The organism is Enterobacter wuhouensis, from assembly GCF_035835995.1.
In the GTDB taxonomy this organism is placed as follows: domain Bacteria; phylum Pseudomonadota; class Gammaproteobacteria; order Enterobacterales; family Enterobacteriaceae; genus Enterobacter; species Enterobacter wuhouensis.
The window spans coordinates 787,633-811,768 of record NZ_CP142124.1; the positions used below are offsets into that span (position 1 = coordinate 787,633).

23 protein-coding genes and 1 pseudogene are annotated in these 24,136 nt (G+C 57.4%); 14 read left to right on the forward strand and 10 right to left on the reverse strand.

Annotation, left to right across the window (positions count from 1 at the left end):
• Positions 1-22: 22 nt before the first annotated feature.
• The 4 genes from VPX56_RS03860 to satP form a co-directional block, all read right to left on the reverse strand.
• Complete coding sequence (locus tag VPX56_RS03860; RefSeq protein ID WP_326469986.1) at positions 23-1,153, reverse strand: ABC transporter substrate-binding protein; 1,131 nt, start codon at positions 1,151-1,153, stop codon at positions 23-25.
• Positions 1,154-1,172: 19 nt separating this feature from the next.
• Entirely contained in the window at positions 1,173-1,949 is a 777-nt protein-coding gene (locus VPX56_RS03865) for an ABC transporter ATP-binding protein (RefSeq protein ID WP_326469988.1), read from the reverse strand.
• Positions 1,946-3,019 carry a FecCD family ABC transporter permease gene (locus VPX56_RS03870; RefSeq protein ID WP_263609994.1) on the reverse strand — a complete coding sequence of 358 codons (1,074 nt, stop codon included), beginning with the start codon at positions 3,017-3,019 and terminating at the stop codon, positions 1,946-1,948. Before VPX56_RS03870 ends, VPX56_RS03865 begins: the two co-directional genes overlap by 4 nt.
• A gap of 238 nt (positions 3,020-3,257) precedes the next feature.
• A complete protein-coding gene (satP, locus tag VPX56_RS03875) occupies positions 3,258-3,824 on the reverse strand; it encodes an acetate uptake transporter (RefSeq protein WP_131634004.1) in 567 nt (188 codons plus the stop codon).
• A gap of 296 nt (positions 3,825-4,120) precedes the next feature.
• Here satP and dnaK point away from each other — a divergent pair, with 296 nt between their 5' ends.
• The 4 genes from dnaK to nhaR all read left to right on the forward strand — a co-directional run bounded on the left by dnaK (position 4,121) and on the right by nhaR (position 9,576).
• On the forward strand, positions 4,121-6,034 hold the full coding sequence (gene dnaK / locus VPX56_RS03880) for a molecular chaperone DnaK (RefSeq protein ID WP_326469991.1): 1,914 nt from the start codon (positions 4,121-4,123) through the stop codon (positions 6,032-6,034).
• Between the two features lie 85 nt (positions 6,035-6,119).
• The gene (gene dnaJ, locus VPX56_RS03885; protein WP_326469993.1) at positions 6,120-7,268 is read left to right on the forward strand and encodes a molecular chaperone DnaJ; all 1,149 of its coding nucleotides are present in this window, start codon (positions 6,120-6,122) and stop codon (positions 7,266-7,268) included.
• Between the two features lie 174 nt (positions 7,269-7,442).
• Positions 7,443-8,618 (forward strand): Na+/H+ antiporter NhaA, encoded by a 1,176-nt coding sequence (nhaA, locus tag VPX56_RS03890; protein WP_131634001.1) that lies wholly within the window; start codon positions 7,443-7,445, stop codon positions 8,616-8,618.
• A 58-nt stretch (positions 8,619-8,676) separates the two neighbouring features.
• Positions 8,677-9,576, forward strand: coding sequence for a transcriptional activator NhaR (nhaR, locus tag VPX56_RS03895; RefSeq protein WP_131634000.1), 900 nt, complete (start codon positions 8,677-8,679; stop codon positions 9,574-9,576).
• 57 nt (positions 9,577-9,633) lie between these two features.
• On the opposite strand, the gene rpsT is transcribed toward nhaR, so the two are convergent.
• Positions 9,634-9,897, reverse strand: a complete 264-nt coding sequence (gene rpsT, locus VPX56_RS03900; protein ID WP_003856458.1) for a 30S ribosomal protein S20 — start codon at positions 9,895-9,897, stop codon at positions 9,634-9,636.
• A gap of 101 nt (positions 9,898-9,998) precedes the next feature.
• On the opposite strand from rpsT, the pseudogene VPX56_RS03905 reads away from it, so the two are divergent.
• The 8 genes and pseudogenes from VPX56_RS03905 (at position 9,999) to VPX56_RS03940 (ending at position 17,512) form a co-directional block, all read left to right on the forward strand.
• Positions 9,999-10,217 (forward strand): annotated as a pseudogene (locus VPX56_RS03905) (DUF2575 domain-containing protein).
• A 7-nt stretch (positions 10,218-10,224) separates the two neighbouring features.
• The gene (gene ribF, locus VPX56_RS03910) at positions 10,225-11,163 is read left to right on the forward strand and encodes a bifunctional riboflavin kinase/FAD synthetase (protein ID WP_326469997.1); all 939 of its coding nucleotides are present in this window, start codon (positions 10,225-10,227) and stop codon (positions 11,161-11,163) included.
• Positions 11,164-11,197: 34 nt separating this feature from the next.
• Positions 11,198-14,014, forward strand: coding sequence for an isoleucine--tRNA ligase (ileS, locus tag VPX56_RS03915; RefSeq protein WP_131633998.1), 2,817 nt, complete (start codon positions 11,198-11,200; stop codon positions 14,012-14,014).
• On the forward strand, positions 14,014-14,514 hold the full coding sequence (gene lspA, locus VPX56_RS03920; protein WP_131633997.1) for a signal peptidase II: 501 nt from the start codon (positions 14,014-14,016) through the stop codon (positions 14,512-14,514). Before ileS ends, lspA begins: the two co-directional genes overlap by 1 nt.
• 122 nt (positions 14,515-14,636) lie before the next feature.
• On the forward strand, positions 14,637-15,086 hold the full coding sequence (gene fkpB / locus VPX56_RS03925; protein ID WP_131633996.1) for an FKBP-type peptidyl-prolyl cis-trans isomerase: 450 nt from the start codon (positions 14,637-14,639) through the stop codon (positions 15,084-15,086).
• Between the two features lies 1 nt (position 15,087).
• Positions 15,088-16,038, forward strand: coding sequence for a 4-hydroxy-3-methylbut-2-enyl diphosphate reductase (gene ispH, locus VPX56_RS03930; RefSeq protein ID WP_017383814.1), 951 nt, complete (start codon positions 15,088-15,090; stop codon positions 16,036-16,038).
• 156 nt (positions 16,039-16,194) lie between these two features.
• Positions 16,195-16,749 (forward strand): glucose-6-phosphate isomerase family protein, encoded by a 555-nt coding sequence (locus VPX56_RS03935; RefSeq protein ID WP_326470001.1) that lies wholly within the window; start codon positions 16,195-16,197, stop codon positions 16,747-16,749.
• Positions 16,742-17,512: a glucose-6-phosphate isomerase family protein gene (locus tag VPX56_RS03940; protein ID WP_248272758.1), complete on the forward strand. Its 771-nt coding sequence runs from the start codon at positions 16,742-16,744 to the stop codon at positions 17,510-17,512. The genes VPX56_RS03935 and VPX56_RS03940 overlap by 8 nt, the downstream gene beginning before the upstream one ends.
• Before the next feature lie 27 nt (positions 17,513-17,539).
• Here the strand turns inward: VPX56_RS03940 and VPX56_RS03945 are convergent, their stop codons facing one another.
• The 5 genes from VPX56_RS03945 to VPX56_RS03965 are packed head-to-tail and all read right to left on the reverse strand — an operon-like array spanning position 17,540 to position 21,844.
• The gene (locus VPX56_RS03945) at positions 17,540-18,358 is read right to left on the reverse strand and encodes a PTS system mannose/fructose/sorbose family transporter subunit IID (protein ID WP_131633993.1); all 819 of its coding nucleotides are present in this window, start codon (positions 18,356-18,358) and stop codon (positions 17,540-17,542) included.
• A complete protein-coding gene (locus tag VPX56_RS03950; RefSeq protein WP_131633992.1) occupies positions 18,358-19,155 on the reverse strand; it encodes a PTS mannose/fructose/sorbose/N-acetylgalactosamine transporter subunit IIC in 798 nt (265 codons plus the stop codon). The genes VPX56_RS03945 and VPX56_RS03950 overlap by 1 nt, the downstream gene beginning before the upstream one ends.
• A gap of 10 nt (positions 19,156-19,165) precedes the next feature.
• The gene (locus VPX56_RS03955) at positions 19,166-19,660 is read right to left on the reverse strand and encodes a PTS sugar transporter subunit IIB (protein ID WP_131633991.1); all 495 of its coding nucleotides are present in this window, start codon (positions 19,658-19,660) and stop codon (positions 19,166-19,168) included.
• A 10-nt stretch (positions 19,661-19,670) separates the two neighbouring features.
• The gene (locus tag VPX56_RS03960; protein WP_131633990.1) at positions 19,671-20,099 is read right to left on the reverse strand and encodes a PTS sugar transporter subunit IIA; all 429 of its coding nucleotides are present in this window, start codon (positions 20,097-20,099) and stop codon (positions 19,671-19,673) included.
• Between the two features lie 2 nt (positions 20,100-20,101).
• A complete protein-coding gene (locus VPX56_RS03965; RefSeq protein ID WP_326470010.1) occupies positions 20,102-21,844 on the reverse strand; it encodes a class I mannose-6-phosphate isomerase in 1,743 nt (580 codons plus the stop codon).
• Positions 21,845-22,031: 187 nt separating this feature from the next.
• Between VPX56_RS03965 and VPX56_RS03970 the strand changes: the two genes are divergently transcribed.
• Complete coding sequence (locus tag VPX56_RS03970; RefSeq protein ID WP_248272753.1) at positions 22,032-23,039, forward strand: LacI family DNA-binding transcriptional regulator; 1,008 nt, start codon at positions 22,032-22,034, stop codon at positions 23,037-23,039.
• A 132-nt stretch (positions 23,040-23,171) separates the two neighbouring features.
• Positions 23,172-23,993 (forward strand): 4-hydroxy-tetrahydrodipicolinate reductase, encoded by an 822-nt coding sequence (gene dapB / locus VPX56_RS03975; RefSeq protein WP_326470015.1) that lies wholly within the window; start codon positions 23,172-23,174, stop codon positions 23,991-23,993.
• Positions 23,994-24,136: the final 143 nt, after the last annotated feature.

Sequence of the window (24,136 nt, forward strand, 5' to 3'; positions counted from 1 at the left end):
AAGCCGCCGCCCGGCCTATCGTCTAGTGCGAAGGGGTATAGCTCAGGATAATGTTGTCATCCGGGATCGCGGTGAAGCGGGTGATTAGGGTGTGGTAATCCGCCTGCGGGTCAACGTCCTCAAACTGCGTTGGATAGAAGATTTTGCTCAGCGCCTCAATGGCGATGATGTTGTACGGGTTGTTGTAGAAGTGATGATACAGCGCCCCGGTATGGCCTTTTGCGACTGCCGGAATGCTGGCCACCCCCTGACGCGCCAGCAGGGCATTAAACGCTGCCGCCACGTCGCCTGCCGGGACGTTATAGCCGAATGGGATCACCGCCGTACCTTTACCCGGACGCTTAGACCCGGTCATCAGGTAGTAATCCGGGTTCATTGAGATAATTTTCTCGACCGAGATATTCCCGGCTGCGCCCGGCAGCAGCTGCGAGCCTATGTTGTTCCCGCCTGCCGCCTCGACCAGCCCGCCCCAGCCGTTACGGGCGTGGGTAAAGCAGCAGCCGTTATCCAGGCCACCAACGCCGGCTATTGGTTCGATAAACACCAGCGGCTTCTTGCTGACGTTCGCCAGACGCTGGTGGATTGTATCCAGACGCCGTTGATAGAAATCGATATAGGCCTGCGCGCGATCCGTCTGGCCCATGACCTTGCCCAGCAGGGCAATACTTGGGAGCGTGTTCTGGACCGGATGCAGTTCGTAATCCACGAAGACAACCGGGATATGCAGCGCCTCGAGCTTTGCCAGTACGCCGGTTTGCACCAGCGACGGTTTGGCACGAAGCTGGGCGATCATCAGGTCAGGCTGGCGGGAGATCACCGTTTCGAGATCGACGTTTCCCTGGTCGGAAAACTTCATGTCGAGGATCTTTTCTGCTTCCGGCCATTTACGCTTCAGCACGTTCCAGGTTTCAGTGTCCTGTTTTTTCGGCAGGTTGTTCCACGCCACCACGTGGGCGAACGGGTTATCACGCTCCAGCAGGGCGAGGGTGAAGATATCGCGCCCGTCCTGCAGGATGATGCGCGTCGGCGCGTGCTCGATAGTCACCGTGCGGTTGTCCAGATCCTTTACCGTGACCGGCCAGTTCTGCGCCAGCGCCAGCAGAGGCATAAATACCAGGGCCAGGCCGGCAGCGATTCGTTTTTTCAGCGTCATGTTTTCCCCGTCTTCTTTTTTATGGCGTTAACCCGTCGACCACCACGTGCGGTAGCCCACGGGAACAGTATTCAACCCGGCCATCCACGCCGTACACCGTAGCCAGATTGGCGGAATTCACCACTTCTCCCGGCAGCCCGCTGGCAATCAGCTCCCCGCTTTTGAGCATCATGGCGTAGTTCGCATGGCGCAGGGCAATGTTGATGTCGTGGATCACCACCACGGTGACGATGTTTCGCAGCTGCGTTTCGCGGGCAACGATATCCATTACGTGGAACTGATAGTTGAGATCGAGGGCGCTTAACGGCTCGTCCAGCAGCAGCAGGTCCGGCTCGCGGATAAGCGACTGCGCAAGGCCAATCAGCTGCTTCTGGCCGCCGGAGAGCTGGTCGAGGAAGCTCATCGCCAGGTGGGCAACGCCCAGCTTTTCGAGAATGGCGTACGCTTCCTGTTCCACGTTATGCGTACGCGTGCTGCCGCTTGCCCGGCGGGCGACGATGACCGACTCAAGGGCATGAAGATGCACGCCCTGCGGCAGGGACTGCGGCAGATACACCACCTTTTGCGCCCGCTTCGCCGACGGCAGCGTCATCAGGTCGTCGCCGTTGAGCAGCAGCGCCCCCTCGGCGGGATTAAGATCTGCAAGGGCGCGCAGCAGGGTGGATTTACCCGAACCGTTTGGCCCCAGCAGCGCGGTAATTTTTCCGCGCGGCAGCAGCGGCGTCGTTAAGCCACTGATGATCTTCTTCTTGCGATAGCCGGTGTGGAGATCGCGTACGAGCAGGCCGTCGGTCATACGTTCCCCCGGTTGCGGATAATGATGCTGAGGAAGAACGGCACGCCAACCAGCGACGTCACAATGCCCACCGGAATAATGACGCCGGGAACAATGTTCTTGGAAAATACGGAGGCCAGCGAGAGCACCAGCGCGCCGATCAGCATGCTGCCGGGCAGGTAAAACCGGTGGTCCTCCCCGAACATCATGCGTGAGATATGCGGCGCAACCAGGCCGATAAAGCCAACCGGGCCGACGAAGGCCACCGTCAGGGCCGAGATAATGCTGATGCGCAGCAGCGTGGTCATGCGCAGCTTTTTCACGTTGATGCCGAAGCTGACGGCACGATCTTCCCCCAGGCGCAGCGCGGTCAGCTTCCAGGCATTTTTCAGCGACAGCGGCACGATAATCAACAGGGCGACGGCCAGGATCGCCAGCTTATCCCACGAGGCGCGGGCCAGGCTGCCCATCGTCCAGAAGACCAGCCCCTGCAGGGTATCCTCGCTGGCGACGAACTGCAGAATGGAAATCAGGGCGTTGAAGGTAAAGACCAGCGCGATGCCGAAGAGAACGACGCCTGACGTAGCCACGCGGGTCCAGCGGCTGATGCCGTCGAGGATAAAGCAGGCCAGCAGCGCAAAGATAAAAGCATTCGCGGGAATAAACCATTTATCGTCGATGCCGGGAATGCCCAGCCCCAGCACAATCGCCAGCGCGGCGCCAAAGGAGGCTGCGGACGACACGCCCAGCGTAAACGGGCTGGCGAGCGGGTTGTTCAGGATGGTCTGCATTTCTGCGCCCGCCAGCCCCAGCGCCACGCCGACGGCGACGGCCATCAGGGCAAACGGCAGGCGAATATCCCAGACGATGACGCGCGTGCCCGCGTCGGCGGAGGCCGAATTGATCAGCGTGTGCCAGAGCGTAGAAACGGAGATGCCGGACGGCCCGAGAGTAAAGTCGAGGAGCAGGGAGCAGAGGATCAATACCAGTATTCCCCCCGCGAGAGCGTAACGGCGCAGGATGACCCGGCGGTAATGGGAAGCAACGGTAGATTCGTCAGGCTTTACCCTGGCGGCAAGGCTGGAAGTCATTGGATAACCTTATGCAACACAACAGAATCGTGGTACCTCCCACCGTTCCTGTGGAGAGCGCTGCATGATGTCCAATATCCGGGAGTTACCGGGCAAAGATATTTGAAGTGATAATGCTTATCAATTCAATAGTGAGGCTGTGGCAACTTCATTGACAGATTGTTTGAGTTCTGGCGGAAAAGTAATCGGATCCGAATGGAGAGACGTGCCTGCGCGGGCAGGCACGTCGAGAGGGCAATCAGTGTTTTTCACCAATCGGCAGGACGGTGCGGCCAAACTGCTCGTTCAGCACTTCACCCATTGCCAGGTAGATAGCGCTTGCGCCACACACCAGACCAATCCAGCCTGCTACGTGAACAATGCCTTCGTTATCCGCCAGGTGGCCAATCGCCAGCAGGGCGAACAGCACGGTCAGGCTCAGGAAGACGAACTGCAGCGCGCGGTTAGCCTTCAGGGTGCCGAAGAACATGAACAGGGTGAAGACGCCCCACAGGCCCAGGTAGACGCCCAGGAAGTGTGCGTTAGCCGCGTCGGCCAGACCCATCTTAGGCAGCAGCAGAATGGCAACCAGGGTCAGCCAGAACGAGCCGTAAGAGGTAAAGGCGGTGAGGCCGAAGGTGTTGCCTTTCTTATATTCCAGCAGGCCCGCGAAGATTTGCGCGATACCGCCGTAAAAAATGCCCATCGCCAGGATGATGCCGTCCATCGGGAACATCCCGATGTTGTGCAGGTTCAGCAGGATAGTGGTCATGCCAAAACCCATCAGGCCCAGCGGAGCCGGATTAGCCAACTTAGTGTTGCCCATAAGTCCTCAAAAAAATCATCATTAATATGGTGAAATGGTTAAACCCGCGTCAATTCTCCCTGACGGGGCGCGGCATAATAATGGGCGCAATCCATGCCGTCTATGATCTCATCAGGGTGAAATTAAAAATTTTTTTATCCCTCCCCCCTTGATGGATGCCGTTGCGACCCCATCTTGTAAGCAACCGCAGTGTGTGGACCTGAAAAAATCAAATCTGGGCAGTTGAAAAAGCACGTTCTGCCCTTATTACAGGTACACAACCACATGTTGACTGAATTTTTAGTGGAGACGTTTAGATGGGTAAAATTATTGGTATCGACCTGGGTACTACCAACTCTTGTGTAGCGATTATGGATGGCACTACCGCACGTGTGCTGGAGAACGCCGAGGGCGATCGCACCACGCCTTCTATCATTGCCTATACCCAGGATGGTGAAACTCTGGTTGGTCAGCCGGCTAAACGTCAGGCAGTGACAAACCCGCAAAACACCCTGTTTGCGATTAAACGCCTGATTGGCCGCCGCTTCCAGGACGAAGAAGTTCAGCGTGACGTTTCTTTCATGCCTTACAAAATCATCGCGGCAGATAACGGCGATGCATGGCTTGATGTGAAAGGCACCAAAACTGCACCACCGCAGATTTCTGCAGAAGTGCTGAAGAAAATGAAGAAAACGGCTGAAGATTACCTGGGTGAGCCGGTAACTGAAGCGGTTATCACCGTTCCTGCGTACTTCAACGATGCTCAGCGTCAGGCAACCAAAGATGCTGGCCGTATCGCAGGTCTGGAAGTCAAACGTATCATCAACGAACCAACCGCAGCCGCGCTGGCTTACGGTCTGGATAAAGAAGTCGGCAACCGTACTATCGCGGTTTACGACCTCGGTGGTGGTACCTTCGATATCTCTGTGATCGAAATCGACGAAGTTGACGGCGAAAAAACCTTCGAAGTTCTGGCAACCAACGGTGATACCCACCTGGGTGGTGAAGACTTCGATACCCGTCTGATCAACTACCTCGTTGATGAGTTCAAGAAAGATCAGGGCATTGACCTGCGTAACGACCCGCTGGCTATGCAGCGCCTGAAAGAAGCCGCTGAGAAAGCGAAGATCGAACTGTCTTCCGCTCAGCAGACCGACGTGAACCTGCCGTACATCACCGCAGACGCGACCGGTCCTAAACACATGAACATCAAAGTGACCCGTGCGAAACTGGAAAGCCTGGTAGAAGACCTGGTGAACCGTTCTATCGAGCCGCTGAAAGTTGCTCTGCAGGACGCTGGCCTGTCCGTATCCGATATCCAGGACGTTATCCTGGTCGGTGGTCAGACCCGTATGCCAATGGTTCAGAAGAAAGTGGCTGAGTTCTTTGGTAAAGAGCCACGTAAAGACGTTAACCCGGACGAAGCGGTTGCCATCGGTGCTGCGGTTCAGGGTGGCGTACTGACCGGTGAAGTGAAAGACGTACTGCTGCTGGACGTTACCCCGCTGTCTCTGGGTATCGAAACCATGGGCGGTGTGATGACTGCGCTCATCAACAAAAACACCACCATCCCGACGAAACACAGCCAGGTGTTCTCTACCGCTGAAGACAACCAGTCTGCGGTAACCATCCATGTGATTCAGGGTGAGCGTAAGCGTGCGGCGGATAACAAATCTCTGGGTCAGTTCAACCTGGACGGTATCAACCCGGCACCGCGCGGCATGCCGCAGATCGAAGTGACCTTCGACATCGATGCTGACGGAATCCTGCACGTGTCTGCAAAAGACAAAAACAGCGGTAAAGAGCAGAAGATCACCATCAAGGCATCTTCTGGCCTGAACGAAGCAGAAATTGAAAAAATGGTTCGCGATGCCGAAGCTAACGCGGAATCCGACCGTAAGTTCGAAGAGCTGGTTCAGACCCGTAACCAGGGCGACCATCTGCTGCACAGCACCCGTAAGCAGGTTGAAGAAGCCGGCGAACAGCTGCCAGCGGAAGACAAAACGGCTATCGAAGCAGCACTGAGCGCGCTGGAATCTTCTCTGAAAGGCGAAGATAAAGCGGACATCGAAGCGAAGATGCAGGAGCTGGCGCAGGCTTCTCAGAAGCTGATGGAAATCGCTCAGCAGCAGCACGCGCAGCAGCAGGCGGGCGCTGATGCCTCTGCGAACAACGCGAAAGACGACGATGTTGTTGACGCTGAGTTCGAAGAAGTGAAAGACAAAAAATAATCGCCCTTTGAACGGGTAATTACTGGCACGGGCGAAGAGGTTTCCTCTCCGCCCGTGCACGCATGTTAGGGGCAGATAAAATAAAATGGCGAAGCAAGACTATTACGAGATTTTAGGCGTTTCCAAAACAGCGGAAGAGCGTGAAATCAAAAAGGCGTATAAGCGCCTGGCCATGAAATATCACCCGGATCGCAATCAGGGTGATAAAGAGGCCGAAGCCAAATTTAAAGAGATCAAAGAAGCCTACGAAATCCTCACCGATGCACAAAAACGTGCGGCCTATGACCAGTATGGTCATGCAGCCTTTGAACAGGGCGGCATGGGCGGCGGTGGATTCGGTGGCGGCGGCTTTGGCGGCGGCGGCGCTGATTTCAGCGATATCTTTGGCGACGTGTTTGGCGACATCTTCGGCGGTGGCCGCGGTCGTCAGCGCGCGGCGCGCGGCGCAGACCTGCGCTACAACATGGATCTTACGCTGGAAGAGGCCGTTCGCGGCGTCACCAAAGAGATCCGCATCCCGACGCTGGAAGAGTGCGACGTGTGCCACGGCAGCGGCGCGAAAGCGGGAACCCAGCCGCAAACCTGTCCAACCTGTCACGGGGCCGGCCAGGTGCAGATGCGCCAGGGCTTCTTCGCGGTGCAGCAGGCCTGTCCACACTGTCACGGTCGCGGCACGCTGATTAAAGATCCGTGCAACAAGTGCCACGGTCACGGTCGCGTTGAGAAAACCAAAACCCTGTCCGTTAAAATCCCGGCAGGCGTCGATACGGGCGACCGCATCCGTCTGGCAGGTGAAGGTGAAGCGGGCGAGCACGGCGCACCGGCTGGCGATCTGTACGTTCAGGTTCAGGTTAAGCAGCACGCTATCTTCGAGCGCGAAGGCAATAACCTGTACTGCGAAGTGCCGATTAACTTTGCTATGGCCGCGCTCGGTGGTGAAATCGAGGTGCCCACGCTGGATGGTCGCGTAAACCTGAAGGTACCTGGCGAAACCCAGACCGGCAAGCTGTTCCGCATGCGCGGTAAAGGCGTTAAGTCCGTTCGCGGTGGCGCGCAGGGCGATCTGCTGTGCCGTGTCGTGGTAGAAACGCCGGTTGGCCTGAACGACAAGCAGAAACAGCTGCTGAAAGAGCTGCAGGAGAGTTTTGGTGGCCCGACGGGTGAGAAAAACAGCCCGCGCTCCAAAAGCTTCTTCGACGGCGTCAAAAAATTCTTCGATGATTTGACTCGCTAATCCGTTAGCTGACTTTCATTCTTCAAAAGCCCGGAAGCGATTCCGGGCTTTTTCTATTTGTGGGTATTGCTCGGTAAAACTGAATCTATACTCAATATTAATCTGTTTTTGCCGAGCTATATGGCTTGGTATTATGGTTTTATCGAGGTATTGTTGGTATAAGAGAGAACTTAAGTGAAATTACTACACCGTTTCTTTAGCAGTGAGGCGTCCGGTGGCGTGATCCTGATTATCGCCGCCGCCGCCGCGATGGTGCTGGCTAACTCAGGGTTGACCCGTGAGCTTTATCACGCGTTTCTGGAAACGCCCGTTGAGCTGAAAGTCGGTCTGCTTGAAATTAACAAGAACATGCTGCTGTGGATCAACGATGCGCTGATGGCCGTGTTCTTCCTGCTGGTAGGGCTTGAGGTTAAGCGTGAGCTGGTGCTGGGCTCGCTTGCCAGCCGCCAGCGCGCGGCGTTCCCGGTGATTGCCGCTCTGGGGGGAATGGTTGTTCCGGCGCTGCTGTTCCTGGCATTTACCTGGCAGGACCCGGTGGCGCGCCACGGCTGGGCTATCCCGGCGGCAACCGATATCGCCTTTGCCCTCGGGGTGTTGGCCTTGCTGGGCAACCGCGTACCGGTGGCGCTGAAAATTTTCCTGATGGCGCTGGCGATCATTGATGACCTGGGCGCTATCGTGATTATCGCGCTGTTCTACACCAGCGAACTGTCGATCCTGTCGTTGAGCGTGGCGGCTGGCGCCATCGCCGTGCTGGCGTTGCTGAATATTCTCAACGTGCGCCGCATCGGAATATACGTGCTGGTGGGCATGATCCTGTGGACGGCGGTGCTGAAATCGGGGGTACACGCGACGCTTGCCGGCGTGATCGTGGGCTTCTTCGTGCCGCTTAAGCCGCAGGACGGCAAGTCGCCAGCCAAACAGCTGGAGCATGTGCTTCATCCGTGGGTCGCCTTTATGATCCTGCCGCTGTTTGCCTTTGCCAACGCGGGCGTGTCGCTGAGCGGCGTGACGCTGGACGGGCTGACGTCCGTATTACCGCTGGGGATCGTCGCGGGTCTGTTCATCGGCAAGCCGCTGGGGATTAGCCTGTTCTGCTGGCTGGCGCTGAAGCTGAAGCTGGCGTCATTGCCGCATGGCACCACCTTTAAGCAGATTATGGCGGTGGGGGTGCTCTGCGGAATCGGATTTACGATGTCGATCTTCATCTCGACGCTGGCGTTTGGCGCGCATGCGCCTGAGCTTATCGTCTGGGCAAAACTCGGCATCCTTATCGGGTCATTACTGGCCGCGGTAATCGGTTATACCTTGTTGAAGGTGAAATTGTCAGGACAGGCCGTCCAGGCATAACGGGATACCGGGAGGAGGGGAGCCTTCTCCCGAAACACACTCAGGGAGAGAAGACGCGATGTCTCATTTGAATTACAACCATCTGTACTACTTCTGGCACGTCTATAAACAGGGCTCGGTGGTGGGAGCGGCAGAGGCGCTCTACCTGACGCCACAGACGATCACCGGGCAAATCAAGGCGCTGGAAGAGCGCCTGCAGGGAAAGCTGTTTAAACGCAAAGGGCGCGGCATTGAGCCAAGCGAGCTGGGCGAACTGGTGTTCCGCTACGCGGACAAGATGTTCACCCTGAGCCAGGAGATGCTGGATATCGTTAACTATCGCAAAGAGTCAAACCTGCTCTTTGACGTGGGCGTGGCGGATGCGCTGTCAAAACGGCTGGTGAGCGGCGTGCTGGATGCCGCGGTGGTTGAAGATGAGCAAATCCATCTGCGCTGCTTTGAATCTACCCACGAAATGCTGCTGGAACAGCTGAGCCAGCACAAGCTGGACATGATTATTTCGGACTGCCCAATCGACTCCACGCAGCAGGAGGGGTTGTTCTCGGTGAAGATTGGCGAATGCGGCGTCAGCTTCTGGTGTATTAACCCGCCGCCGGAAAAACCGTTCCCGGCCTGCCTGGAAGAACGCCGCCTGCTGGTGCCGGGAAGGCGCTCGATGCTGGGGCGCAAGCTGCTGAACTGGTTTAACTCCCAGGGGCTGAATGTGGAAATTCTCGGCGAGTTTGACGACGCGGCGCTGATGAAAGCCTTTGGCGAAGCGCATAACGCCATCTTCGTTGCGCCGACGCTTTACGCGCACGATCTCTATTCAGACCCGAGGATTACCGAGATTGGCAGGGTGGATAACGTGATGGAGGAGTATCACGCTATATTTGCTGAGCGAATGATTCAGCATCCGGCGGTGCAGCGAATCTGCAACCGCGACTACTCGGCGCTGTTTACGCCACCGGCAATCTGAAGGCATAAAAAAACCCGCGTTAAGCGGGTTCTTTAAACAAGCAACAACAAGTAGCGATTAAGCCAGTTTGTTGATCTGCGCGGTCAGGTTTGCTTTATGACGCGCTGCTTTGTTTTTGTGGATCAGACCTTTAGCAGCCTGACGATCCACGATTGGTTGCATTTCGTTAAATGCGTTCTGCGCTGCAGCTTTGTCGCCAGCTTCGATTGCTGCGTATACTTTCTTGATGAAAGTACGCATCATAGAGCGACGGCTTGCGTTGTGCTTACGAGCCTTCTCAGACTGTACGGCACGTTTCTTAGCTGATTTGATATTAGCCAAGTCCAACTCCCAAATATGATCTATGTGGACAATTCAAAGGCCGAGGAATATGCCCTCTTTGCCCTCTTTTGTCAATGGATTTGTGCAAATAAGCGCCGTTAATTAGCGACGCTACGTTACGTAGTGATGGCGCAGGATTCTACCAGCTTGTCTTGCGTGAATACAGCCTTTCGGCATAAAAATCGCAGTTCGCGGACAGATTTTTTTGCTGTGAAAGGTCAGCATGATGAAATCATTACGGCTTTCTGTTTTGCGTGAACAATCGCCGGTTAACCTTAACCGCTGTACAAGGTATACTTTGGCGATTTTCACTGTTTTGAGCCAGACATGAAGCTGATACGCGGCATACATAATCTCAGCAAAGCCCCACACGGGTGCGTGCTGACCATTGGTAATTTCGACGGCGTGCATCGTGGTCATCAGGCGCTGTTGCAGGGATTGCGTAAAGAAGGGGAGGCGCGTGGCCTGCCCGTTGTGGTGATGATTTTTGAGCCGCAGCCGCTTGAGCTGTTTGCGGGCGAAAAATCTCCCGCCCGTCTGACTCGCCTGCGCGAGAAGTTGCGCTATCTGGCCGAGTCCGGCGTGGAGTACGTTTTGTGTGTGCGTTTCGATCGCCGCTTTGCCGCGCTGACAGCACAAAATTTCGTCAGTGACCTGCTGGTGAAGCGTCTTGGCGTGCAGTTTCTTGCCGTGGGGGATGATTTCCGCTTTGGCGCTGGTCGTCAGGGCGATTTCTTGCTATTACAGAAGGCTGGTCTGGAGTACGGCTTTGACGTCACCAGCGCGATGACCTTCTGTGAAGGCGGCGTGCGCGTCAGCAGCACGGCGGTACGTCAGGCGCTGGCCGATGACGATCTGGATACGGCAGAAAACCTGCTGGGGCATCCGTTCACCATCTCTGGCCGCGTGGTCCACGGCGATGCGCTGGGCCGCACGATGGGTTTCCCGACGGCGAATATCCCGCTGCGTCGTCAGGTCTCCCCGGTTAAAGGGGTATATGCGGTGGAAGTGGCAGGGCTGGGCGATAAACCGTTTTACGGCGTCGCCAACATTGGCACGCGTCCTACCGTCGCCGGTGTGCGTCAACAGCTAGAAGTGCACCTGCTGGACGTTGTAATGGACCTCTACGGTCGCCATATAGATGTAATACTGCGTAAAAAGATACGCAACGAGCAGCGATTTGGTTCGCTGGATGAATTAAAAGCGCAAATCGCGCGAGATGAATTAACGGCCCGCGACTTTTTTGGGCTATCAAACCCGGCTTAAATGCCTACGTGATAAATACGGAACCGAGAATCTGATGAGTGACTATAAATCAACCCTGAATTTGCCGGAAACAGGGTTCCCGATGCGCGGCGATCTCGCCAAGCGCGAACCGGGAATGCTGGCGCGTTGGACCGATGATGACCTGTACGGCATCATTCGTGCAGCCAAAAAAGGCAAAAAAACCTTCATTCTGCATGATGGCCCTCCATATGCGAATGGCAGCATTCATATTGGTCACTCGGTTAACAAGATTCTCAAAGACATTATCGTGAAGTCCAAAGGTCTCACGGGCTTTGACTCGCCTTACGTTCCGGGCTGGGACTGCCACGGTCTGCCAATCGAGCTGAAAGTGGAGCAGGAGTTCGGCAAGCCGGGTGAGAAGTTCACCGCCGCTGAGTTCCGTGCGAAGTGCCGCGAATACGCAGCCACCCAGGTTGACGGTCAGCGCGCTGACTTCATCCGTCTGGGCGTGCTGGGCGACTGGTCGCACCCGTACCTGACGATGGACTTCAAAACCGAAGCCAACATCATCCGTGCGCTGGGTAAAATCATCGGCAACGGCCACCTGCACAAAGGCGCGAAGCCGGTGCACTGGTGCGTGGACTGCCGCTCTGCGCTGGCAGAAGCGGAAGTGGAGTATTACGACAAAACCTCTCCGTCCATCGACGTGGCGTTCCATGCCGTCGATCAGGATGCGGTGAAAGCCAAATTTGGCGTCTCCTCGGTAAACGGCCCGATCTCTCTGGTGATCTGGACCACTACCCCGTGGACCCTGCCAGCCAACCGCGCGATCTCCCTGTCCGGTGAGTTCGAATACGCGCTGGTTCAGGTTGAAGGTCAGGCGGTTATCCTGGCGAAAGATCTGGTTGAAAGCGTGCTGAAGCGCGCGCACATCGCCGACTACACCGTGCTCGGCACCGTGAAAGGCGACGCGCTGGAGCTGATGCGCTTCAAGCACCCGTTCCTGGACTTCGACGTTCCGGCGATCCTGGGCGACCACGTGACGCTGGATGCGGGTACCGGTGCGGTGCATACCGCCGGTGGCCACGGCCCTGACGACTACAGCATCAGCCTGAAGTACGGTCTGGAAATCGCCAACCCGGTTGGCCCGGACGGCTCTTACCTGCCTGGCACCTACCCGGCGCTGGACGGTATCAACGTCTTCAAAGCGAACGACATCATCGTCGACATGCTGCGCACCAGCGGCGCGCTGCTGCACGTTGAAAAAATGCAGCACAGCTATCCGTGCTGCTGGCGCCACAAGTCGCCGATCATCTTCCGTGCGACCCCGCAGTGGTTCGTCAGCATGGATCAGAAAGGCCTGCGCGAGCAGTCTCTGAAAGAGATCAAAGGCGTGCAGTGGATCCCTGACTGGGGCCAGGCGCGTATCGAATCCATGGTGGCCAACCGTCCTGACTGGTGTATCTCACGTCAGCGTACATGGGGCGTGCCGATGTCTCTGTTCGTGCATAAAGAGACGCAGGAGCTGCACCCGAACACCCTGGAACTGATGGAAGAAGTGGCGAAGCGCGTTGAAGTTGACGGCATTCAGGCGTGGTGGGATCTCGACGCCCGCGACATCCTGGGCGCTGACGCGGACAGCTACGAGAAAGTGCCGGATACCCTGGACGTGTGGTTCGACTCCGGATCTACCCACTCCTCCGTGGTTGACGTGCGTCCGGAGTTTGCCGGTCACGCTGCCGACATGTATCTGGAAGGCTCTGACCAACACCGCGGCTGGTTCATGTCATCCCTGATGATCTCCACCGCCATGAAGGGCAAAGCGCCTTACCGTCAGGTACTGACCCACGGCTTCACCGTGGATGGCCAGGGCCGTAAGATGTCCAAGTCCATCGGTAACACCGTTTCTCCGCAGGACGTGATGAACAAGCTGGGCGCGGACATTCTGCGTCTGTGGGTAGCATCCACCGACTACACCGGCGAAATGGCGGTGTCTGACGAGATCCTGAAGCGCGCCGCCGACAGCTATCGTCGTATCCGTAACACCGCGCGCTTCCTGCTGGCGAACCTGAACGGTTTCGATCCGGTGAAAGACATGGTGAAGCCGGAAGAGATGGTCGTGCTGGACCGCTGGGCGGTAGGCTGCGCGAAAGCGGCGCAGGAAGATATCCTGAAAGCCTACGAGTCTTACGACTTCCACGAAGTGGTGCAGCGCCTGATGCGCTTCTGCTCCATCGAGATGGGCTCCTTCTACCTCGACATCATCAAAGACCGCCAGTACACCGCGAAAGCGGACAGCGTTGCGCGTCGTAGCTGCCAGACCGCGCTGTTCCACATCGCAGAAGCGCTGGTGCGCTGGATGGCGCCGATCATGTCCTTCACCGCGGATGAAATCTGGGGCTATCTGCCGGGCGACCGTGAGAAGTATGTCTTCACCGGCGAGTGGTACGAAGGCCTGTTCGATCTCTCCAGCACCGAAGCGATGAACGATGCCTTCTGGGACGAGCTGCTGAAGGTGCGCGGCGAAGTGAACAAGGTTATCGAGCAGGCGCGTGCTGACAAGAAGGTCGGCGGCTCTCTGGAAGCGGCAGTGACCCTGTACGCCGAACCTGAGCTGGCGGCCAAACTGACCGCGCTGGGCGATGAATTGCGATTTGTCCTGTTGACCTCTGGTGCGAAAGTTGCGGATTATGCCGAGGCTTCTGCTGATGCTCAGCAGAGCGAACTGCTCAAAGGACTGAAAGTCGCGCTGAGCAAGGCCGACGGTGAGAAATGCCCGCGCTGCTGGCATTACACTACCGATGTCGGTCAGGTGGCGGAACACGCAGACATCTGCGGACGCTGTGTAAGCAACGTCGCCGGTGACGGCGAAAAACGTAAGTTTGCCTGATGAGTAAATCTCTCTGTTCAACAGGACTGCGCTGGCTGTGGCTGGTTGTGGTGGTGCTGATTATCGATCTGGGCAGCAAGTTCCTGATCCTCCAGAACTTCGCTCTGGGGGAGACGGTTTCGCTGTTCCCGTCGCTTAACCTGCACTATGCGCGCAACTACGGCGCGGCGTTTAGCTTCCTTGCCGACAGCGGTGGCTGGCAGCGCTGGTTCTTTGCCGGTATCGCGCTCGGTATCTGCGTGATCTTGGCGGTGATGATGTACCGCTCGAAGGCCACGCAAAAGCTGAATAATATCGCCTACGCGCTGATCATTGGCGGCGCGCTGGGCAACCTGTTTGACCGCCTGTGGCACGGCTTTGTGGTCGATATGATCGACTTCTACGTCGGCGACTGGCACTTCGCCACCTTTAACCTGGCCGATAGCGCAATTTGCATCGGCGCGGCGTTAATCGTGCTGGAAGGCTTCTTGCCGAAACCCGCCGCGAAAGAGCAGGCTTAATTGTCAATGCCGGGTGGCGCTGCGCTTACCCGGCCTACAGAATTTGTGGCCTCCCGTCCCGTAGGCCCGGTAAGCGCAGCGCCACCGGGCAACAGGTGACCCAAAACAAGCGAGCAATTTGCATGTCTAAATCCGTACAGAGCAACAGCGCGGTTCTCGTTCACTTCACGCTGAAGCTGGATGACGGCTCCACGGCTGAATCCACCCGCAATAACGGCAAACCGGCCCTGTTTCGTCTTGGCGACACCTCCCTGTCTGAAGGTCTTGAGCAGCAGCTTCTTGGCCTGAAAGAGGGCGAGAAAAAAGTTTTTTCGCTGGAGCCGGATGCGGCGTTTGGCGTGCCAAGCCCGGACCTTGTACAGTACTTCTCGCGCCGTGAGTTTATGGATGCGGGCGAACCGGAGGTTGGGGCAATTATGCTCTTTACCGCTATGGACGGCAGCGAAATGCCTGGCGTGATCCGCGAAATCAACGGCGACTCCATCACCGTCGACTTCAACCATCCGCTTGCCGGGCGTACCGTTCATTTTGACGTAGAAGTGCTGGAGATCGATCCGGCACTGGAGGCCTGAAATGCAGATCCTGTTGGCTAACCCGCGCGGCTTTTGCGCCGGTGTAGACCGCGCTATCAGCATTGTTGAAAACGCGCTGGAAATCTACGGCGCGCCGATTTACGTGCGTCACGAGGTGGTGCATAACCGCTACGTGGTGGACAGCCTGCGCGAGCGCGGCGCGATCTTCATCGAGCAAATCAGCGAAGTGCCTGACGGCGCGATCCTGATCTTCTCCGCGCACGGCGTTTCTCAGGCGGTGCGCAACGAAGCGAAAAGCCGCGATCTGACGGTGTTTGATGCCACCTGTCCACTCGTCACGAAAGTGCATATGGAAGTGGCGCGCGCCAGCCGTCGCGGTGAAGAGTCGATTCTGATCGGCCATGCGGGCCATCCTGAAGTTGAAGGTACCATGGGCCAGTACAGCAACCCGGAAGGGGGCATGTACCTGGTTGAATCGCCGGAAGATGTCTTTACGCTGGACGTAAAAAACGAAGCGCGTCTGTCGTTTATGACCCAGACGACGCTCTCCGTGGACGACACCTCCGACGTGATCGATGCACTGCGCCAGCGCTTCCCGAAAATCGTCGGGCCGCGTAAGGATGACATCTGCTACGCCACCACTAACCGTCAGGAAGCCGTGCGTGCGCTGGCCGAGCAGGCGGACGTGGTGCTGGTGGTCGGCTCCAAAAACTCCTCTAACTCCAACCGCCTGGCCGAACTGGCGCAGCGTATGGGGAAAGCGGCGTTCCTGATTGACGACGCGACGGATATTCAGGAAGCGTGGGTCAAAAATGCGGCCTGCGTTGGCGTGACCGCAGGCGCTTCCGCCCCGGACATCCTGGTGCAGAACGTCATTGCCCGCCTGCAGGAGCTGGGCGGCGGCGAAGCGGTGCCGCTGGAAGGACGCGAAGAGAACATCGTTTTTGAAGTCCCGAAAGAGCTGCGCATTGATGCCCGCGAAGTAGAATAATTTTCTTATTGTCGGGAAAATGCCGGTCGCGAAAGCTTCCGGCATTTTTGTTTCTGGTTAACTGTGATTCACCATCAACATTACGCGCTTTATCCGCAGGTTAATCGTTTAATCTGCCAGAATAATGTTGCTGTTCTCCTCGGGCCGGAGACTGAAATGAATCCAGACATCTTTCTACCACCTCAGGTGGCATGGGCTACCGGCGCGCTAGCCGGCGGGCCTCTTATCCGCAAAACGACCCGTCTTGCCGATCTTCCCGGCATCTTCGCGAATAGCGAGGCGTGGAAGTGCGGCGATCCACAACAAAGCGTGTATGACGTTGACGTCCTGGGCTCCCCGGTGGGTGAGGGGGCGCTTTTCGTCGGCGTCACCCACCTGCATGCAGGGCGCGTGGGCGATGAGTTCTTTATGACGCGCGGCCACTTCCACGCGCGTCGCGAACAGGGGGAAATCTATTTTGGCCTGCGCGGCGTGGGCTTGCTGCTGCTGCAGACGGAGGCGGGCGACGCGCGTCTGGAGCAGGTGACGGCGGGCTCAGTGCATAATATTCCGCCTTTTACGGCGCATCGCTTGATTAACACCGGCAGCGAGACGCTCTCCTCCCTTGCCGTCTGGTCGAGCATCGCGGGACACGACTACGCGGCGCTGGCGGAAGGCTTCGTCCTGCGGGTCTTTGCCGCCGGTCAGGGTATCGAGGTGCGCCATGATTAACTACGGCCTCGACATGACCATTACCCACCAGCCGCTCGGTTTTAGCTACGGAGAAGACGTTACCGGGCCGATGCCGGAGATCAGAACGCTGGATCAGATCCGTCCGTCGCTGCGCAACCCGGATTGCGAAGGGCCGGAGCAGGTGTACGCCATCGCAATGGACGTGGCGCGCCTGTCGGACAGGCAAGAGCTTGAAAAGCGGATGCTGCTCTTTGGCGTGGTGACCTACGCCGCCGGCACGCTCGGCGATGAGCCGGTCCGCAGCCAGGGCCATGTTCACCGCATCAGCCAGCACAGCGGATGGTCGCCGCCTGAGCTGTATGAAATCTGGCAGGGTAAAGCGATTATCTACATGCAGGAGTATGTCGACGACGATCCGGGACGCTGTTTTGCGGTGCTCGCGGGGCCGGGTGAGAAAGTGCTGGTTCCTCCGGGATGGGGGCACGCGACGATTTCCGCCTCGCCCAGCGAGCCGCTGACCTTTGGCGCGTGGTGCGATCGTGAATACGGCTTCGAGTATGACGCCGTTCGCGCGCGAAAAGGTCTGGCCTGGTATCCCTTAGTTCAGGGCGATCATATTGTCTGGCAGCACAACAGCCACTACAGGCCGGGGCGATTGCAGATGATCACGCCGAGGAGCTATCCGGAGTTCGGCATTACCGATGCGCCTGTTTATCAGCAGTTCATCGACGATCCGGCGCGCTTCCAGTTTATCTCACGTCCGGATAAAACGGCGGAGCTGTGGGTTAACTTCCATCCATAAAAAAACCGGGGCATTGCCCCGGTTCTCTTATCCGGCAAACAACCCGGACGCTACGCCAAGCGCGGCGAGTATGAGCAGCAATACCATCGCTTTTACCGGCGATACGCCGCGTTTTGCCATCAGATACCATGTCCCCAGCACCACGGCCAGCGGAAGCAGCTGTGGGAAAATACCGTCCAGCATCTGCTGCACGTGAATGTTAACCCCATCGCGGGTGATGAACTCCAGCCCGGTTCCCAGCTTCACGTAGCTGGCCGCCACGCCGCCCATGACGAAAACGCCCAGCAGCGAAAGCGCTTCCCGCAGCCGGGTGGATTTGCTGCTGACGAGCATCTCAACGGAGCCTGAGCCCATCTGGTAGCCCTTAAGGAACAGGAACCAGGAGCCGGGGAGAATAATGGCGAGCCACGCGACGGTATAAAACAGCGGGCCGAGGATATTACCGCCAGCCGCCAGCGCCATCCCAATGCTGAGGAGGATCGGGATCAGCATGCCGGGGATCATCGAATCGCCGATCCCGGCGATCGGCCCCATCAGGCCCACCTTCAGGGTGTTTATGGTTTCCCCATCAATTGGCTCGCCGTTGGCTTTCTTCTCTTCCAGCCCCAGCGCCATACCGTTAACAATCGCGCCAATCTGTGGCTCGGTGTTGTAGAACGACGCGTGGCGGCGCAGCATCTCGGTGCGCTGAGCCGCGTCGGGATAGAGCTTTTTTGCCACCGGCAGCATGCTCAGGCAAAAGCCGAAGGATTCCAGACGCTCAAAGCTCATTGAGGAGAGGTTGTGCATCATCCACGCCCGCCAGCAGCGGCGCAGATCCTTGCGGGTGAGTTTACGTTCTTCCATCAGAATTCATCCTCGTCGTCGGGTACGGGTGCTGAAGTCACGGCCTGCGGTGCTTCGGGTTTATAGTTGTAATGGATCAGCGCCAGCAGGGCGCCCACGATCACCAGCGCAACCATATTGAGCTTCAGGAAAACGATGCAGACGAAGCCCACCAGAAAGTAGATGAGCATGGTATAGCTTTTGATGATCTGCTTAAGCAGGATGGCAATACCGACGGCGGGCAAAATGCCGCCCAGCACGTTCATGGTGGACAGCACGACGTGCGGCAGGCTGTCCATAAAGCCGCTGATGTACTGCGCGCCAAAAAAGACGGCGATAAAGGTAGGCACAAAGCGCAGCACGAAGTTCATCGCCTGCGGCCAGATGGCGCTGTTGAGGTAGATCCCGCGCTCGTCGCCGTTCTCCAGGGCCACATCCGCCCGATGGTTCCAGAACGAGTTCAGCACCATCATGGCATTGAAGAGAATCGTTCCGGCGATACCGATGGTTGCCGCCAGCGCGACGGCAACCTCCGGTCCTTTACCGGAAAGTATCCCCAGCGCAATGGCCGGATACGCCACGAAGTTTAAATCTGCGGGCATCGAGCCGCCGGGGGTGACCATCGCGATATAGACCGCCTGCACCGCCACGCCAATCATGATACCGGTCTTGATATCGCCCAGGATCAGGCCAACCAGCATCCCGGAAATCAGCGGTCGGGAGAGGAGATACCAGCCGCCGGTCAGCCCTAAAAGCCACGGGCTGCTGAGCGCGCCCAGATAACACAGCAGGCCAATTAAAGACGCTTCGATAATCATTGTCTGCTCCTTATTTCAGCTTTTGTCTGGCGTCCTGCCAGGTGTAAAAACTGGCATCGGGCACCAGGCGGAATTCGATCGCGTGTCCGTGTTCGCTCAGCCAGTCGAATGCCGCCGCTTCATCCTGGGTGACCGACTGATTCGGGCCGATAGTGGTGGTGTTGGCGCGAGCGCTCATCGGCCCCACGTTGATTTTGCCGTTGCTGTTTTTCAGGCTAATGCCGGCCTGTTCAATGCGCTGCAGCGTGATCGGAGATTTGCCGATCACAAAATAACGCTTCTCGCTGGCGATCACTTTTGGCAGTTTTTCGATCGCGGTGGCCGTATCGAACAGCCACACTTTGGTATCTGAGACGGCCCCCTTCATGACCGATGACAGCAGCGGGTCGGCCGCGACGGCATCGTCAATGGCTACGATGCCGTCGCAGGGCAGCTCCTTGGCCCAGCGTGTGATGAGCTGCCCGTGGATCACGCGGTCGTCGATGCGAACAAAAGAAATACTCATATGCGGCTCCTTAAAAGTCGTCTGTCTGTGCAGAATCTACCGGCTTCGCCTGTACCAGCGTCGGCAGAGTGAGTTCGATAATGTGCGCGGCAGCATGATGAACATCCCGTGCCGCCATCACCTCGTCGGTTTGCAGCAGCATCGGGAAGTTGACCCCCGCCACCACCGCGACCGGCGGCTGCGTGCGCGGATTAAACGCGGCCTCACAGGCCACGTTCCACGGCGTGCCGCTTTGCATATCGCACAGCACCAGCACGCCGTCGGCGTTAACGCCTGCCGCGTCTAGCGCGGCGCTGAAGTCGCGCCGGAAGCCCTCAATTCCCGCCTGTTCCGTCAGGCACACGGCGTGAACGCCGGGCAGATCGCCGTACACCATCCGGCCGCTTTCCAGCAGCGCGGCGGCTAATGGGCCGTGGGTGGCAACAAGAAAATGAATCATCGCTAGCTCCTTACCCAGGCTTTGATGGTCGCCAGCGCCTGCCCGGAAGCGTTGGCTGACGGTGAAATGCGGTATTCCCCCACGGATGCCGGAATGATGAAGGTTTCGGCGTAATGGACGATAAACGGCTCAAACGCCCCGGTTGGGCTATCGACAATCGCTTCGCTGCCCTCCACCAGATTCAATACGTTCACGCCGCCTTCGGTATGGTGCACGACGGGTTCGCTAAACCAGTGGCGGCGAGTTTCGATAAATTCACGCTCGTGCAGGCCGGTGCGTTCTTCGCGCCAGCAGTTGCCTTCCGCGATCGGTTCGAACTGATTCACCAGATGCTGATGCACCCATTGGGTATCGCGCTGCCAGTCAATCACCTTTTCGCCGTGCTCCAGATGGACCGGACGCGGCAGGCCGTCCAGGCCCAGACGGCCCCAGTCCCACAGCTTGAAGGTGAAGATATACGGCGTGGCGCTGATCTCCAGCACCATGGTTCCCGCGCCGGAGCAGTGCACCGTACCGGCGGGGATCAGGAAATGGTCGTGCTTTTTCGCCGGGATCTGATTCACGAAGCGGGCATCATCAAACGCTTTTTCACCCCGCCCCGCGCGCCGGAGATCGTCCATCATGACCTGAGGTTCGGTGCCGGTTTTGGTGCCCAGGTAGACCACGGCATCCGGCTCGGCTTCCAGAATGTAATAGCTCTCATCCTGGGTGTAGTGCATTCCAAACTGCTGCTGGATGTATTCCGTAATCGGATGGACCTGGAAGCTCAGATTTTGCCCACCAATGGTATCGAGGAAATCAAAGCGGATCGGGAACTCTGCGCCGAAACGCGCGTGAACTTTCTCGCCCAGCAGAGCGCGAGGTTCAAGCAGGACCAGATCCTGAGAGGGGATCTCGATCCGCACTGCGCCAAAACGCAGTAACAGGCTGTTCTCCTCGGGCACGCAGTCGAAACACCATGCGTAGTTGGGTGCAGAGGGATCGAGATCGAATTGCTGTTTCATCCATTGGCCGCCCCAGACGCCGGGATCGAAAAAGGGCACCACGCGGAAAGGCCGCGTTGTCGTCTGCTCAAGCCCCGCCCGCAGGGCTTCACCGCTGACCATCGCCGGCTGGTCCGCTCGGGTGGTATCCAGTAAAAAATCGGCGCGCCTGAGCAGCGGCGTTTTGTGGCGATCGAAGACGCGCCATTCGACAAAAAAGGCGCGCTTGTAGCGGCGGAGCATGTCTTCCTGCTGATTCTCTGCGCCCCAGTTTCCCATCTCGCCGCTGCGCATGCGCTGCTGGATCTCCCAGCGCGGCAGATCGGCATACGCCAGCACATCACCGGGGTGGACAAGCGCCGCGCCGGGACCGTAAATCACAATCAGCCCCTCAGGGCACTGATGCACCTGATTCTGCAGGGCCTCTAAGCGCGCGGAATCGAAAAATTCACCGAGCTGGTGGCAGGAGAGTACGCCAAAGACGCGGTCGTCGGTGAGGTTGCGCGCCAGCATCTCATGAATGGCGCGCTCATCCTGTCGCGCCTGCTCAACGTTGATCGTCAGCGCCGGGCGTAACCGCGGCAGCACGTTCTCTTCAAGTTCGGTCATGCGCACGCCGGGATAGCAATCAATCACCAGGACAGTGCGGCCGCGCTGCTGGGTTTTTGCAGCAAGGATGCGGGTAATCGCCTCCCATCCCTGCCATGCGCTGTCGTCAAAGCCTTGAATCGTCACCGTGGGGAATTTGTCGTAAGTGGTCATTATATCCTCCGTATTCGTTATTTAAGGTTATTCGATTAACCGAATTTGAGAAGAGTGGTTAACGCGATTAACCCGCCATAAATGGCAATCAAATCGGGATCGGCGGCGGTAGTGTGAAGAGTCTCACAGGGAAAAATGCAAAAAATAGGTTATTCGATTAATCTGTAGGGGTGACTAAGGAGGCAATATGACGGGAATTACTCTGGCCGATGTCGCGAAACGCGCCGGCGTGTCAACGGCGACGGTCTCTATGGTGCTTTGCAACAAAGGCCGTATTTCGCAAAGCACGCGTGAACGCGTGCTCAGGGCGCTGGACGAGTCGGGCTATGTCTACAACCAGACGGCGGCCAATTTGCGCAATCGCAGCAGTAACCAGGTCGGGCTGCTATTACACGATATCACCAACCCGTTTTACGGTGAGATGACGGCGGGGCTCAGCCATGAAATGGAGCGCCATGAGCTCCTGCTTTTTCTGGCAAATAGCGAGGAATCCGCAGAGCGGCAGCAAAAATTCGTCGATTCGCTGATGCGCAATAACGTCGGCGGCATGGTGCTGTGCGCGGCCCGCGAAACGCCACAGGCCTTTTTTGACGGGCTGAAGCGGCGCAACATTCCCGCTATCATGGTCGTGCGCCCGCTGAACGATCCGGATTTTGATTTTGTCGGAACGGACAATTTCCTGGGCACGCAGATGGCGACCGAGCATCTGCTCAGAATGGGGCATCGGCACATTGCGTTCATCGGAGGAAGCCAAAACTCAGGCTCGCGGGCGCAGCGTATCGGCGGCTTTACCAGCAAGCTGCTGGAGTACGGCGTCACGCCGAATCCTGCCTGGATCAGAACCTCGCAGGCCAGCCAAAGCGACGGCGCGCGCGTGGCGGAGGCGCTGCTCCTGGAGCATCCGGAGATCGGCGCGGCGATTTGCTATCAGGATATTGTGGCGCTGGGGGTGATGCAAAGCCTTCGCAAGCTGGGCCGCGAGCCGGGGCGTGATTTTGCGCTGGTCGGCTTTGACGACATTACCGAAGCGGCGCTGGTGCAGCCCGCGTTAACCACCGTATCGGTGGCGGCAAAAGAGATTGGCCGCAAAGCCGGGGAGTTACTGTACAGCCGCATACAGGGCAACGACGAACCCCCTAAACGGATCATCCTGCCGCCTGCGCTGGTGGTGCGGGAATCATGCGGTTTTCGCTGACGATCATGTCTTTAACTGATATCTCTCCCTGTTTATCATTAAATTCTAATTATCGGCGTTTTCAGTGGCAGCCGCAGCGAAGGCTGGTTAATCTGAAAACGATTTACATCATTTTAACGTAAGAGAATAACTATGCATGATGCACAGATCCGCGTCGCCATTGCGGGCGCGGGTGGACGTATGGGCCGTCAGCTGATTCAGGCGGCGCTACAGATGGATGGCGTGGCGCTCGGCGCGGCGCTGGAGCGCGAAGGCTCATCGCTTCTGGGTACCGATGCGGGTGAGCTTGCGGGCGCAGGCCAGATGGGCGTAACCGTGCAAAGCAGCCTGGACGCGGTAAAAGAGGATTTTGACGTATTCATTGATTTTACGCGCCCGGAAGGCACGCTGAATCACCTGGCCTTTTGCCGTCAGCACGGCAAAGGGATGGTCATCGGCACCACCGGTTTCGATGATGCCGGTAAACAGGCCATTCAGGATGCGTCCGGTGAGATTGCCATCGTCTTCGCGGCAAACTTTAGCGTGGGCGTTAACGTGATGCTGAAGCTGCTTGAGAAGGCGGCGAAAGTCATGGGCGACTATACCGACATTGAGATCGTTGAAGCGCACCATCGTTATAAAGTTGACGCCCCATCCGGCACCGCGCTGGCGATGGGCGAAGCGATTGCTTATGCAATGGATAAAGATTTAAAAGACATTGCGGTCTATTCCCGCGAAGGCCACACCGGCGAGCGCGTCCCGGGCACCATTGGTTTTGCTACCGTTCGTGCAGGTGACATCGTCGGCGAACATACCGCGATGTTCGCCGATATTGGCGAACGCGTGGAGATCACGCATAAAGCCTCCAGCCGCATGACCTTCGCAAACGGTGCAGTACGTTCCGCGCTGTGGCTTAAAGACAAGCGTAATGGACTTTTTGATATGCGAGACGTACTCGATCTTAACAATCTGTAAGATTTATTACCCATCGTGATGTGGTTATTGCAGTCGTAATATATTGATTGCATAGGGCAATATTTTATTGCCCTTTTATTTTATCCTCTTCACTTAAAAAATAGTAAATAACGCCTAAAACTGCATTTCTTTCTCGGTTTTTG